This window comes from Pseudobutyrivibrio sp. C4 (assembly GCF_900111635.1).
Lineage (GTDB): Bacteria > Bacillota > Clostridia > Lachnospirales > Lachnospiraceae > Pseudobutyrivibrio > Pseudobutyrivibrio ruminis.
Genome location: NZ_FOHF01000009.1, coordinates 87657 through 100893 on the forward strand (window position 1 = coordinate 87657; position 13237 = coordinate 100893).

General features: G+C 36.8%; 12 protein-coding genes, 1 tRNA gene, 1 rRNA gene, 1 pseudogene and 1 riboswitch. Of the genes and pseudogenes, 6 read left to right on the forward strand and 9 right to left on the reverse strand.

The genetic code is table 11. From position 1 onward, the window contains the following. Nucleotides 1-14 precede the first annotated feature (14 nt). Together BMY66_RS12630 and dapA are read right to left on the reverse strand one after the other, a co-directional pair. Entirely contained in the window at nt 15-1550 is a 1536-nt protein-coding gene (locus BMY66_RS12630; RefSeq protein ID WP_044938713.1) for a Na+/H+ antiporter NhaC family protein, read from the reverse strand. Beyond that, complete coding sequence (gene dapA / locus BMY66_RS12635) at nt 1537-2421, reverse strand: 4-hydroxy-tetrahydrodipicolinate synthase (RefSeq protein WP_074791639.1); 885 nt, start codon at nt 2419-2421, stop codon at nt 1537-1539. The genes BMY66_RS12630 and dapA overlap by 14 nt, the downstream gene beginning before the upstream one ends. Before the next feature lie 86 nt (nt 2422-2507). Next, nucleotides 2508-2698, reverse strand: a riboswitch (Lysine riboswitch). Nucleotides 2699-2804: 106 nt separating this feature from the next. On the opposite strand from dapA, the gene BMY66_RS12640 reads away from it, so the two are divergent. Then, nucleotides 2805-3599 (forward strand): N-acetylmuramoyl-L-alanine amidase, encoded by a 795-nt coding sequence (locus BMY66_RS12640; RefSeq protein WP_177175667.1) that lies wholly within the window; start codon nt 2805-2807, stop codon nt 3597-3599. A 27-nt stretch (nt 3600-3626) separates the two neighbouring features. Then, the gene (locus tag BMY66_RS12645) at nt 3627-4589 is read left to right on the forward strand and encodes an ion transporter (protein ID WP_177175668.1); all 963 of its coding nucleotides are present in this window, start codon (nt 3627-3629) and stop codon (nt 4587-4589) included. On the opposite strand, the gene BMY66_RS12650 is transcribed toward BMY66_RS12645, so the two are convergent. Continuing rightward, nucleotides 4575-6065 (reverse strand): GGDEF domain-containing protein, encoded by a 1491-nt coding sequence (locus tag BMY66_RS12650; protein WP_090395395.1) that lies wholly within the window; start codon nt 6063-6065, stop codon nt 4575-4577. The two genes, BMY66_RS12645 and BMY66_RS12650, sit on opposite strands and share 15 nt — an antisense overlap. A gap of 68 nt (nt 6066-6133) precedes the next feature. After that, complete coding sequence (locus tag BMY66_RS12655; protein ID WP_090395396.1) at nt 6134-7636, reverse strand: NAD(P)H-hydrate dehydratase; 1503 nt, start codon at nt 7634-7636, stop codon at nt 6134-6136. Between the two features lie 172 nt (nt 7637-7808). Here BMY66_RS12655 and BMY66_RS12660 point away from each other — a divergent pair, with 172 nt between their 5' ends. Next, entirely contained in the window at nt 7809-9398 is a 1590-nt protein-coding gene (locus BMY66_RS12660) for a Y-family DNA polymerase (RefSeq protein WP_090395397.1), read from the forward strand. A gap of 13 nt (nt 9399-9411) precedes the next feature. Beyond that, nucleotides 9412-9603: pseudogene (locus BMY66_RS12665) on the forward strand (hypothetical protein); the annotation flags it as partial. Between the two features lie 41 nt (nt 9604-9644). Here the strand turns inward: BMY66_RS12665 and rbr are convergent. Together rbr and BMY66_RS12675 are read right to left on the reverse strand one after the other, a co-directional pair. Further along, complete coding sequence (rbr, locus tag BMY66_RS12670) at nt 9645-10187, reverse strand: rubrerythrin (protein WP_044938739.1); 543 nt, start codon at nt 10185-10187, stop codon at nt 9645-9647. A gap of 98 nt (nt 10188-10285) precedes the next feature. Further along, nucleotides 10286-10588, reverse strand: coding sequence for an antibiotic biosynthesis monooxygenase family protein (locus tag BMY66_RS12675; protein ID WP_049960421.1), 303 nt, complete (start codon nt 10586-10588; stop codon nt 10286-10288). Nucleotides 10589-10871: 283 nt separating this feature from the next. Here BMY66_RS12675 and BMY66_RS12680 point away from each other — a divergent pair, with 283 nt between their 5' ends. Next, entirely contained in the window at nt 10872-11249 is a 378-nt protein-coding gene (locus tag BMY66_RS12680; protein WP_044938741.1) for a hypothetical protein, read from the forward strand. Between the two features lie 10 nt (nt 11250-11259). Beyond that, nucleotides 11260-11565 carry a hypothetical protein gene (locus tag BMY66_RS12685; RefSeq protein ID WP_044938744.1) on the forward strand — a complete coding sequence of 102 codons (306 nt, stop codon included), beginning with the start codon at nt 11260-11262 and terminating at the stop codon, nt 11563-11565. A gap of 36 nt (nt 11566-11601) precedes the next feature. Here the strand turns inward: BMY66_RS12685 and BMY66_RS12690 are convergent, their stop codons facing one another. From BMY66_RS12690 to BMY66_RS12700, 3 genes are all read right to left on the reverse strand, one after another. After that, entirely contained in the window at nt 11602-12732 is a 1131-nt protein-coding gene (locus BMY66_RS12690; protein ID WP_242942720.1) for an SLC13 family permease, read from the reverse strand. Between the two features lie 73 nt (nt 12733-12805). After that, nucleotides 12806-12878 (reverse strand) — tRNA-Thr (locus BMY66_RS12695). Between the two features lie 60 nt (nt 12879-12938). Next, nucleotides 12939-13237 (reverse strand): 23S ribosomal RNA (locus BMY66_RS12700); the annotation flags it as partial.

A 13237-nucleotide genomic window follows, 5' to 3' on the forward strand; every position in this document is an offset into this window, starting at 1 on the left:
ATTATACAATATTCTTATGCAGTTTTCTTTACAAAAATTGTTTTGATAGCAAATAATGTACCAATCATAAGGGCTATACCTATTATCAAGCATATTGCCCAGTTTCTAACAAAGCCCGAAATAATATATGAAACAAACGAAACCGCAGCAACTGTCATTGCATATGGAAGCTGTGTACTTACATGGCTAATGTGATTACATTCTGCACCTGCTGATGCCATGATTGTAGTATCTGAAATAGGTGAGCAATGATCGCCACAAACTGCTCCAGCCATACAAGCTGAAATTGCAATAATCATAAGCTCATTATTAACATCTCCGCCAAATACATTTACAACGATAGGAATAAGAATACCAAATGTACCCCAAGATGTACCAGTTGCAAATGCAAGGAAGATACCTACTACAAATACAAGGGCTGGCAAGAGGCTCATAAGTGCTCTGTTATCTGCAATTACAGCAACAAGGCCACCAACGTATTCTGCTGCACCAAGAGAATCTGTCATTGACTTTAATGTCCATGCAAATGTAAGTACTAAGATTGCAGGAACCATACTCTTAAATCCTTCTGGGATAGCATTCATACATTCATTGAAGCTAAGAACCTTTGTTGCAAGATAAAAGATGATTGTAATAATAAGTGCTACAACTGAACCGTATACAAGTCCAACTGATGCATCAGAATTTGAAAATGCATCAATGAAATTCTCGCCTGAGAAAAATCCTCCTGTATAAATCATTCCGATTACACAGCAGATGATAAGAGATACAATTGGGAGCACAAGGTGAATAACCTTACCCTTTTGAGAAACAGGTGGATGAGGCTGATCCTCCGCTCCTGTTAATGCTGCTCCATCTTTTTTAACTTTGATTTTATTCTGTGCCATGTGATTAAGCTCAGCCAAATTCATTGAGCCATAATCAAAGTTCATATATGTGATTGTAAACATCATTACAAGTGTCAATAATGCGTAGAAGTTGTATGGGATAGCCTTAATAAATAATGAAAGGCCATTAGCACCATCTACAAATCCTGTTACAGCTGCTGCCCATGATGAAATAGGAGCAATAATACAAACTGGAGCGGCAGTTGCATCTATCAAATATGCAAGCTTTTCTCTTGAAATGCCGTGCTTATCTGTAACCGGTCTCATAACTGAACCTACTGTTAAACAGTTGAAATAATCATCGATGAATATCAACATACCAAGAACGATAGTAGCAACCTGTGCACCAGCTTTTGTTTTAACATGGGTAACAGCCCATTTACCGAAAGCTGCTGAGCCACCAGCTCTGTTCATAAGCATAACCATGCTTCCAAGTACAACCAAGAAAATCAGAATACCGACATTCCAGCTATCTGAAAGCTGACCTATCATTCCATCTACAAAGATATGTTCCATTGCAGCTGTAAGATTAAATCCAGCATACAATAATCCGCCTGCGAATATTCCTATGAATAGTGAAGAGTAAACTTCCTTTGTGATTAACGCAAGGGCAATAGCAATAATTGGTGGCAAGAGCGACCATATTGTATTAGTAAATTCCATATGTCTTCATGTTCTCCTTTAAAATATTTGTATGTCCATCTTCCATTTCTGTAAGAGGTTTTCTAAGAGGTCCTACTTCAAATCCCATAAGATTAAGAGCTTTCTTTACTGGGATTGGGTTAACCTCAGAGAATAACGAATCAATAAGAGGTAATGCTTCTAACTGCATTTTTGATGCCTTTTTATAATCTCCATCCAAACATGCCTGGCACAAATCATGAGTCTGCTGAGGCGCAACATTTGAAAGAACGGATATTACTCCAATACCTCCAAGTGACATGATTGGAACTATTTGATCATCATTGCCAGAATACACATCAATGCATCCATCTGCCAGCTGAAGAAGCTTTGCAATTTGACTTATGTTTCCTGATGCTTCTTTTATTGCAACAATATTCTTTACATCCTTTGCCAAACGTACTGCTGTCTCAGGAAGGATGTTGCAACCTGTACGACTTGGTACATTGTAAAGGATACATGGGATATTAATGGCATCGGCTGTATCTTTGAAATGAACATAGAGTCCATTTTGGGTTGCCTTATTGTAATAAGGAGTGACCAAAAGTACAGCGTCAGCACCTGCAGCCTCTGCTTCCTTGGACAAATAAATAGCTGTCTCTGTGGAATTTGAACCAGTACCTGCAATAACTGGCACACGATGATTAACCGTCTTTATACAATGACGAACCACATCTAAGTGTTCCTCATGTGAAAGAGTTGAAGCTTCACCTGTTGTACCACAAATAACAATAGCGTCTGTATTGTTTTCAATTTGATACTCAATCAACTTATCGAGCTTTTCATAATTAACTGAACAATCCTCATTAAATGGTGTGACAATCGCTACTGCTGCACCTGTAAAAATACTCATTACAAATCCTCCTTTTAGCTAATAAATCCCAATTGATGCAATAAAAAAGCCGACCAATAAATGGTCGGCAACATAAATCAAATACATCTTATGATAGCTCCCCATCTATTACTGCAAACATTGCATTAGATGACAGTCATGTGGCTATTAACCATATGCCCAGGATAAGCAGCATCAGGTGCTACTCTCCTTCGGCGAAATCCCCTTTCATCCTGTGTCACATGGGCCTGTCCCATCAACAAGATTACTTTTGTCTTTCGCAACCTCTATCTCTTATTAAATTTGTGTATATACTACATCGCTATGTTTTACATGTCAACTATAAATTGCTAACAAACGTAAATCTATGTTAAAATTGAATCAAATTTATGGAGGAAAATAAGATGAAATCGTTTTTTAAAAAAGGGATAAGTCTTGTTCTTGGACTTGCTCTTGTATCTTTGCTTTTTACAAGCAACTCATTCTATTCTGAGGCAAAATCAAAATCTTCAGCTAAGAAAAATATAGTTGTAGTCCTGGACCCAGGACATGACACTACTCATACAGGATGTCATTATGAAAACTTTGAAGAAGGCATTGCCAATCTCTACATTGCATACTATTGCAAAGCTGAATTAGAGAAATATTCTGGCGTTACAGTATATATGACTCGTTATGGTTTCGAATGTCCTTACGGTGCTGACCCTGATTCAAAATCTTCTTGCTTGTCAGCTCGTGTCAACTACGCAAAATCAGTTAAAGCAGATGTAATCGTTAGCTTGCACAATGACTATGACCCTGATTTAGATACATCTCAGAATGGTTCTAAGGTTATCGTTCCAAACGCAAACTACAAGCCAGACATCTGTGTTGCTGGTACTACACTTGGCCAGTCAATTCTGACTCAGCTTACAGCTACTGGTCTTAATGTTAACAACTGGAAGCTTTGCCCAAACGGCACTGGTATTGTTACAAGAGATTCTGAGTCTAGCAAATATCCAGATGGTTCTGCAAAAGACTTCTACGCTCTTATAAATCAGTCCAAGTCAGCAGGATTCCCATGTGTCATTGTTGAGCATGCTTTCTGCACAAACTATTCTGATAGAGTTAATCATCTTTCAACACCTGAGCAGTATCAACAGCTTGGTATCGCAGATGCTACTGGCATCGCAAACTACTACGGACTTACATTAAAGTAATTAGAATGTATTGGGGAGAATTTTGTTTTGAGCAAACAAAGAATATTTAATATTATTCAAATTGGAAATAAGGATGATATTCCAAGTAGGCTTTTCGATATCTTTATCACTATCATCATCAGTATTAATATACTGGTGATGGTGCTTGAAACCTACAGTGAATTATCGCCTTATTTTTGTTTTATGGACAAAATAGCCTATATCACAATCTTTATTTTCTGCTTGGAATATGCTCTAAGAATTTGGACAGCAGATTTACTATATCCTAACCTTTCAAAAGCTAAAGCCATTCTTAAATTTTTAATATCATTTGACGGGATCGTCGATTTATTTACCATTTTGCCATTTTTCTATTTATCAGGGTTTGTAGCATTTAGAATTCTTAGAATCGTACGAATCTTTCACCTGTTTAGAATTAACGGACAATATGATTCTTTTGCCGTAATCATATCCGTATTACAAGAAAAAAAGAATCAGATTCTATCATCTGTAATGATAGTTCTAATCCTTATGCTGGCTAGCTCAATTGGAATATATTATGCAGAACACGATGCTCAACCTGAGGTTTTTAGAAATGCATTCTCCGGAATTTGGTGGTCTGTATCTACTTTATTGACAGTAGGGTATGGTGATATATATCCAATCACTGTTGCCGGCAGAATAATGGCTATTGTAACAGCTTTTTTGGGCGTTGGAGTGGTTGCTATTCCAACCGGTATTATCAGTGCAGGCTTCGTTGAGCACTATTCTAGGGTTAAGCTTCTTGCAAACTTTGCAAAGGACGAACATATCGATTTAATCACAGTTAACATCAACGATGTTCATTGCTGGAACGGATTGCGAATATCTGAAATAAGTGCTCCTGATCATTTTTTACCAGCCGTGGTTATGCGAGATGATGAAGCTCTCATTCCTATACAAGAGCTCAAATTAAAAACCGGCGACAAAGTAATCCTTGCCGCCGATGTATATTTCTTACATACGTATTAATTTATTAACTGTTTCTTTATATAACTCGTCCTCTGAATCAATCATGATGACTTCATCAGAACCTAATTCTTTTGCTTGGAAGTTCTCCTCTGGGGAGCTTGCCACAGCTAGAATTGGCACATGCATAAAGCTTTCTCGTTTCTTTAAATATTTAATAATTATTCCACTTTCATCTACCAACGACATATTAACCGCCACCAATTCCAAATGTTCATGATATTGGCTTATATATCTTAGGGCCTCGTCTTCATTGTGAGTCTTTACTATCTCAAATTCATCAGACAATATTCCACACAAGCCTATCGCTTTGTCATTATTCTCGTCAGTCAGCGCAATTATAACAGGCTTCGAAGGATTCTCTATACACTCAATATTCCATGCTGTACATCTACTTTTTCCAGTTAGTTTTGATTTGTATAAAGCATCATCTGCCATTCTAAAAATTTCGTTGCATGTGTGATTTCCACCATCTATTATTGCGCCAATACTTGCTGTAAATGGTTGACCATTTCCAAGATTAATATCTGTCATAAACATCTGCAAAGTTCGACATCTCATCTCTAGGATGGTCATATCATTCATCTTTGGCATCAGTACAACAAATTCATCTCCGCCATAACGACCAATTATATCGTAGGCTCTAAAATTATCAATTAAAAGCTGGCCTACTCGCTCCAAAAGCCTATCGCCTGAATCGTGTCCCAGATTATCATTAACATCCTTAAAATTATCCAAATCAATCATAAGCATTGCACATGATTCCTCTGGCTTTTTATGTTCATAATGACTTTCCATTCTTTGCATCAACGCATCTTTATTTAAAACATGCGTCAATTTGTCTAAAGAACTAAGTTCCTTTAGTTCTATCATTGCCAAGCCTTCTCGGCTGCGCATTACAAGAATAATATGTGCTGACAACATAGACAAAACATATGCTGCCACTAGCATATACAATTCTCTGGTATATAGCTCTGGCTCCTTATTAAAAAACGCAATTATGGCATAAATTATTATAGCTATAAGTTCTTCCATGCCGTATTTGTACATTTTATCAATGTAAACCATTGGAAACAGTGCTATAACTAACGGCGTCCATACTGCAGGACGATCTGGAACTGCAACTGCATCAAATAACATGATTATTGTTACTAATGAAAAATAAAAGATACCACAAACCACACCAGTCATGTGAGTACTTAGAGTGACTGAAGGTTTTCTTATATGTGTATTTATTACATAGTAAATGACCAAAAGTGGAACAATAAGAAAATGCACCTTATTAATACTAAAACTAGGCACAACAAAATAAGCCAAGATCAGCAATAATAAGTAAATTATTGCAGTATACATGCAGACCTTGCGCATCATGTAAAGATTGCTCTTATTGATGTTTTCAATGCATTCCGCAAAGTAAGTTCTAATCTGAGCATTCTCGTTATGTTGAGTTCTTTTGTATAAATCAACAAACTTAAACATAGTATAACATTAGCATATTTATCTAATAATAATTTGCCCACATTGTGAAATAACTGTGAAACTATTGCCTATAACCCCTTAATATTCCCGAATTCATCAATTATATGTCTAGCCAGCACGCCTCTAACCCCATATTTTTTTGATGCCTCAGTACCGGCCTTTCCATGAAGATGAGTTGCCGCACAAACTGCCACGTCTATCTGTGGATTAACCTTTTGAGATATTAATGATGCTATTGCTCCTGCCAACACATCTCCGGAACCTGGGGTTGCCAAGCCTTCATTACCGCTATTTACATAAGAGACCTGTGTGCCATCTGTGATAATCGTAGTAAAGTTTTTAAGCACAACTATGCAGCCATATTCTTTTGCAAAGTCCATAGCTACCTGCTCCATATTATAGTTAATATCAGACACTTTAACGCCCGTCAAACGCTCCATCTCTTTTAAATGTGGAGTAATAACAACAGGTACTCTTGCTGAAGTTTCCTTGAATAGTTCTTTCATCTCTTCTTCTGCTAACAGATTTATTCCGTCTGCATCAATTATTAGGGGATAATTTGCTTCCCTCAATATCTGCTTAAAAATTCTTTTTGACATGCCAGATGTTCCTAAACCAGGCCCAATTAAAACAGTAGATGCCCATTTTATTTCCTCTGACAAATCCTTTTCATTGTATTCATCATATCCTGCATACATTGCCTCAGGTAAGTTTTGCTGAATACTTGCAATATTATTCTTGTGAGTATAAATTTTCACCAGCCCTGTACCTGTAGTAAGAGCCGATTTAGCAGAAAGATAACATGCCCCATATATGCTTTCACTCCCTGCAATAACAAGAAGCTTTCCACAGCTACCTTTATTAGCATCTACAGCTCGTGACTTTACAAATTTGAAAATATCATCATCAATTAAATTTTCATATTGGTCTGTTCCTCTTTCCAGGTAGATTCCAACATCTGCTACAACCATTTTTCCAACAGCTGCTTTGCAATCCCCAAGCAGCATACCTTTTTTCATATAAGCAAAGGTAACAGTAATGTCCGCCCTTACGCCAGTTTCTCCTAAAAGTTTTCCACTATCTGCATTGTAGCCCGAAGGAATATCCACTGCTAAAACTCTATTTGCACATTGATTGATCATTGCTGCTGCATAATCATACTCTCCTGACAATCCTCGTGACAGACCTATACCAAACATAGCATCTATGGTTAAATCAGCTTCTTCTATAGATTCTTCAATTAGCTTATTGTGAATTGTCATCCCATAGCTTTCTGCTATTTTTATCTCCTGCTTTATCTGCTCAGAAAACTTTTCAGAGTCTCCCAGCACCATGCAGTCTACTGTTTTACCTTTTAGACGCAACAGTCTTGCAATAGCAACACCATCACCACCGTTATTCCCAGGACCACAAACTACTGAAAAACTATTGGCATTCTCACATTCTTTTTCTATAATTTCAACTACTTTAAGAGCCGCTCTTTCCATTAAAACCAAAGATGGTATTTCATGTTTTTCAATGGTTCTCTTATCACAAGCCTGCATCTGTTTAGCTGATAATAATTCTGTCATTGTTGTCCCCCGTTTGAATGTTCATTTGGATAGTAAACTCAAAAATCTAACAACAGTATACTACATTACCCAAAATCTATGTATTTTACAAAATATTTCTATGTTCGATTGACACGAATGCTTGTTCGGTTATAACATATAAGTTGCATTATTATGAAAGGAGGTCAGTCATATGGAAAAGGAACGAGCTTTTATAGCTATCGATTTAAAGTCCTTTTATGCTTCTTGCGAGCTCACGGATAGAGGTTTGGATCCACTTACTACTAATCTGGTTGTGGCTGATTCCTCCCGTACCGAAAAAACAATCTGTCTAGCTGTCAGCCCTTCACTGAAGGCCTATGGAATTTCAGGTCGAGCCCGTTTATTTGAAGTCATCCAAAGAGTAAAAGAGGTAAATGCAGAGCGTTTTAGTCGTGCCCTTGCTTTAGGCTTACTTCCAAAGGATCCAGAAACTGGAGAATACCACTTTACAGGTTCATCTTCTGATGCAGTAGAGTTGGAAAAAGATCCTTCGCTAGAGCTTGCATATATTGCGGCTCCACCTAGAATGAAACGATATGAAGAAATATCCACTTATATTTTTTCTATTTATCTTCGTTATGTTTCAGATGATGATATTCATGTTTATTCCATTGATGAGTGCTTCATCGATGTTACAGGCTATTTAAATACCTATTCTTGTACCGCTCACGAGCTTGCAATGCGTATGATTCGTGATGTTCTTAAGGAAACGGGCATCACAGCAACAGCAGGCATTGGGACCAATATGTACCTTGCCAAAATAGCAATGGATATTGTTGCCAAACACGTTCCTGCGGATGAACAGGGTGTTAGAATCGCTGAACTAAACGAAAGAACCTATCGTGAGCTTCTCTGGTGTCATCAGCCTATCACAGACTTTTGGCGCGTAGGTGGTGGTATTGCACGTCGCCTTGCAAAACTGGGCATATTCACTATGGGAGATATTGCACGCACCAGCGTATACAACGAAGATGTCCTATATAAAGCATTAGGTATTAATGCCGAGCTACTTATCGACCACGCTTGGGGTTGGGAGCCTACCGAAATTGCCACTATCAAAAGCTATAGACCTCAAACAAACAGCCTTTCCAGTGGTCAAGTTCTTATGGAACCTTACACTACAGACAAGGCTAGGCTCATAGTCAAAGAAATGACAGAGCTTTTGGTTCTAGATTTAGTAAGAAAGGATTTGGTTACCAAAAAGATTGAATTAACCATCGGATACGATAGAACAAGCCTGGAATTTGAAAAAGAAGGTTCAAGTATAGGACGATCTACTTTTAAAATAGCCGGAACAAACAAATACTATACTGGAAAAGTTTCTGTTGATCACTTTGGTCGCCCCATCCCTTATCATGCACATGGGACAGGCAACTTAGACCGTTGGACCAGCTCCACCCAAAGAATTATGGAGACAATGGTTGAGCTATACGATCGTATCATCGATTCTGACCTATTAGTTCGCAGAATAAATGTTGTAGCATGTGATCTGATTCCTATTAATAAAATACCGGATGATGCGCCTTACCAAATGGATCTTTTCACTGACTATAATGCATTGGAAAAGGAAAAAGAAGCAGCTGATAAAGCTGATGAAAAAGAACGTAAGCTTCAAAAAGCCACCCTGGCAATGCATGATAAATTTGGAAAAAATTCGGTACTAAAAGGTATGAATCTCCAAGATGGTGCCATGACCATGAAACGCAATAAACAAGTTGGTGGCCATTCTTCTGGTGAATAAAAGGAGTAAAACTATGGCAAAAGGATATAGAAACAACGAACCCGACCCACGAATCGTATACAAAGATATAATCGATATGCCTCACCATCAATCTCTCACTCATCCACATATGAGCTTGTATGATCGTGCTGCTCAGTTTGCCCCCTTTGCAGCTCTTACCGGTTACGAAGATATGATTAACGAAGAGGCCCAAAAATCTCACGAATAAAAAAGCTGGAGCTTATTTGCTCCAGCTTTTATTATTTATTAATAATTCTCTGCTCTTACTTCAAAATATGCCTTTGGATGATTGCATACTGGACAAACATCAGGTGCTTCTACTCCAACAACTATATGTCCACAATTGCGGCATTCCCACATTGTTACACCACTCTTTTTGAAGACCTCCATAGCTTCCACATTGTTCAAAAGCTTACGATATCTTTCCTCGTGTTCCTTTTCAATAGCACCTACGCCTCTAAACTGTGCTGCAAGCTCTGGGAAACCTTCTTCCTCAGCTTCCCTAGCCATTCTATCATACATATCTGTCCATTCAGCATTTTCGCCTTCTGCAGCATGTAAAAGATTGGCAGGTGTATCTCCTATTTCACCAAGAGCTTTAAACCAAAGTTTTGCATGCTCTTTCTCGTTATCAGCAGTCTTTAAAAATAACGCTGCGATCTGCTCATAACCAGCCTTTTTTGCAACTGATGCAAAATATGTATATTTGTTTCTTGCCATTGATTCGCCAGCAAAAGCTTCCCAAAGGTTCTTCTCTGTCTTAGTACCTGCATATTTGTTTTCTGCCATCACAAATCCTCCTTATACATTAATAGTATCTTTAGGAAGATTGTAACACATCTAAAGTTTATATTGTGTAAAATTAATTAGTGCAATTTAGTGCATTATTAATAAGCATACTCAACATGTGTTGTAACATCAACAAATGGAACTACTGTCTCTTTCATTGCTGCACTCCACATTTCATTATTCTCTCTTTGCTTTAATGATGCTTCATCTTCAAATTCTGCTACCATAATAACATCACCATTAGATGAACTCATGCACTCACTGTGTACCTCAATTCTATTGAGTCCTGGAACCTGTCCATTTAACTCTTCGAATCTCGTTTTAATATTGCCTTTAATAGCACTAAGGTTTGGGCCAAAACATTTATCCTGTAATGTCCAAATAACTACCTGTTTTAACATTCTCTTTCTCTCTCTAACATTATATCTTTTGAGTAAAAAACAAACTCGAAGCCTATTATAGCGCTTTTACTCCAAAATTCAAAATAAAATACGGATTGTATTTGACTGTAAGCATCTTTTATTTAATCATTAATATGACAGATATTCCTCATTGGAATAACAGCTATATTTTTTTGAATACACGAATTGACGCAATTCCCTATAATACTTGGTTTTACGCTGCTATAATTATTTGAGATTCATTACAAAATTGAATCAACCAATACATTTAAGGAGGGGAATTATGGCTTGCTTTACTGTTCCAGCTGGAGAAGCTGTCGTAACAACAATCATTAAGAAAAGAATGGAAAAACAGGGTACAGAAAAACATGAAGATAACATGGCAGTACCTATGACAAGAAAGCTAAAATGGCTTTCAAATCTTTTATGGGGAGGTTCTGCTTTACTTGCATTCGAGCATGTATGGCACGGAGAAGTACAACCTTTCTTCCCATTTTTAACAGCAATGTCTAATCCAGAAGATACTCAGGAAATGCTTCATGAAATTGCAACTGTAGGTGTATCAATGGCAGTTCTAGTAACAGTTATTTGGATTGGCATGTGCGTTACAGCTGATATGATTGTAAAAAGACCTATTTCTACAATGAAAACAACTAATTAAGGGGGATAATATGACATTACTGATTACAGTTATCGCTGCGGTTATTAGTACAGTATTATGGTATAATCGCAAAAATAATGATATGCAACTTCATGTGTTAATGTTTATGTTTTGGGGTGCATCAATAATGTGGTTCGTAGATGCAATCTTTGAATATGCTGAATTACGTGCCGAGTACTTTACTCCAGCCTTGGAAGATATGATCAATGATACATTCCTTGGTTTTTCTGTTATTGCATTAGCACTTGTTATTTGGATTATCTTTATCTTAATTAAAGATCCAAAAGGCGTAATTAGACATTCATTATCAAACTAAAAGATTAAAAGCCTCGTGCTGAGCACGAGGCTTTTCTTATACTAAATTTATAATCGTATACTCTATAAGCATGATTATTAAAAAAACGATATTAAATATAGAAAATACTTTAATGTATTTTTTGCTATCAGCTCCATCAATATAGCTATATTGTTTAAATGAAATAAGGCTTGCCATTGAAGCAATAAGAGTCCCTAATCCACCTAGATTAGTTCCTATAATTAGTTTTGGTATATCATTTGTAAATCCTGAACAAAGTATAGCTGCAGGCACATTGCTTATAAACTGACTCAGAAAAACTGAAACTATCACTTCATTGTTCTTAATCAACGCTTCTAAAAATGTACTAATAATTGATATATTCTTAATGTTACCAATGAATACAAATAGAAAAACAAAAGTAAACAGTAAAGAATAATCAGGCTTTCTAAGCACTCTTCTATCAAATATCACAACCAATAGAATTACTACTATCAAAGAAACATAATAAGGCATTATCCTTGCCACTACTAATAATGATGCTAAAAATGCAAATATATATAATCCAATCAATTTCTTTTCATACGGTGTTCTGTTATATACCTTTTTTGAATCCCCTGAAACAGATACAGGAGCATCTTTCACAAATAAATATGTGCTTAAAACTAAAAGGATGAATGCACATATACTATAAGGTAGCATTATAGAAATAAAGCTTAACAAATTCATATTTGATAATGAATATAAATAGAGATTTTGTGGATTTCCCAAAGGAATTAGCATGCTTCCAAGATTTGCCGCAATCGTTTCAAGTACGATAACAATAATAAACAAATCTTTTCTATTTGAGATTGAAAGTGTAATTATAGAAAATGGTACAAATGTTAGCAGTGCTACATCATTTGTTATAAACATGCTTGAAAAGAAGCACAATCCTAATAAGATTAGGACTATCCCTCTTATCGAATTCATCTTACCAACCAGTATTTCACCTATCTGTCTAAATACTGATAATCTCTGAAATCCAGCCATTGTTATCATCAGAGATAAAAGAATACTAAGAGTACGATAATCAATATAGTTAAAATAATCCCTACTTGGATGAACAAAAAAACAAGAAACAATAGCTAAAACCAAGGCTACACACAGTACAATTTCATTTTTAATAAAATGTTTTATAGCTTCCACAATACAATCCCCACATAAAATAAAAAATTATAAAAAAAAATCGCAAGCTATTAAGCATGCGATTTAAAGTCAAAGCCGATGATCGGACTCGAACCGATAACCTGCTGATTACAAATCAGCTGCTCTGCCAATTGAGCCACATCGGCTTGTTATAAATAACAACCTCAAAACTTCACACAGTATTCCGATACTACATATCTTCTTTTTAGAATAAACCTTCGATCTATTAGTATTCATCAGCTGAATGCGTTACCGCACTTACACCTTGAACCTATCTACCTTATCGTCTATAAGGGATCTTATTTCCTTGAAGGAATGGGATATCTCATCTTGAGGGGGGCTTCACGCTTAGATGCCTTCAGCGTTTATCCCGTCCAGACTTGGCTACTCAGCTATGCCGTTGGTCGACAGCTGATACACCAGTGGTCCGTCCACCCCGGTCCTCTCGTACTAGGGGCAGCTCCTCTCAAATATCCTACGCCCGCGCCGGATAGGGACCGAACTG

Bases quoted from the DNA above. Each gene is read 5' to 3' on its own strand.
- BMY66_RS12630 (WP_044938713.1), bottom strand. From the start codon at position 1,550: ATGGAATTTACTAATACAATATGGTCGCTCTTGCCACCAATTATTGCT.
- dapA (WP_074791639.1), bottom strand. From the start codon at position 2,421: ATGAGTATTTTTACAGGTGCAGCAGTAGCGATTGTCACACCATTTAAT.
- BMY66_RS12640 (WP_177175667.1), top strand. From the start codon at position 2,805: ATGAAATCGTTTTTTAAAAAAGGGATAAGTCTTGTTCTTGGACTTGCT.
- BMY66_RS12650 (WP_090395395.1), bottom strand. From the start codon at position 6,065: ATGTTTAAGTTTGTTGATTTATACAAAAGAACTCAACATAACGAGAAT.
- BMY66_RS12655 (WP_090395396.1), bottom strand. From the start codon at position 7,636: ATGACAGAATTATTATCAGCTAAACAGATGCAGGCTTGTGATAAGAGA.
- BMY66_RS12660 (WP_090395397.1), top strand. From the start codon at position 7,809: ATGGAAAAGGAACGAGCTTTTATAGCTATCGATTTAAAGTCCTTTTAT.
- rbr (WP_044938739.1), bottom strand. From the start codon at position 10,187: ATGGCAGAAAACAAATATGCAGGTACTAAGACAGAGAAGAACCTTTGG.
- BMY66_RS12675 (WP_049960421.1), bottom strand. From the start codon at position 10,588: ATGTTAAAACAGGTAGTTATTTGGACATTACAGGATAAATGTTTTGGC.
- BMY66_RS12680 (WP_044938741.1), top strand. From the start codon at position 10,872: ATGGCTTGCTTTACTGTTCCAGCTGGAGAAGCTGTCGTAACAACAATC.
- BMY66_RS12685 (WP_044938744.1), top strand. From the start codon at position 11,260: ATGACATTACTGATTACAGTTATCGCTGCGGTTATTAGTACAGTATTA.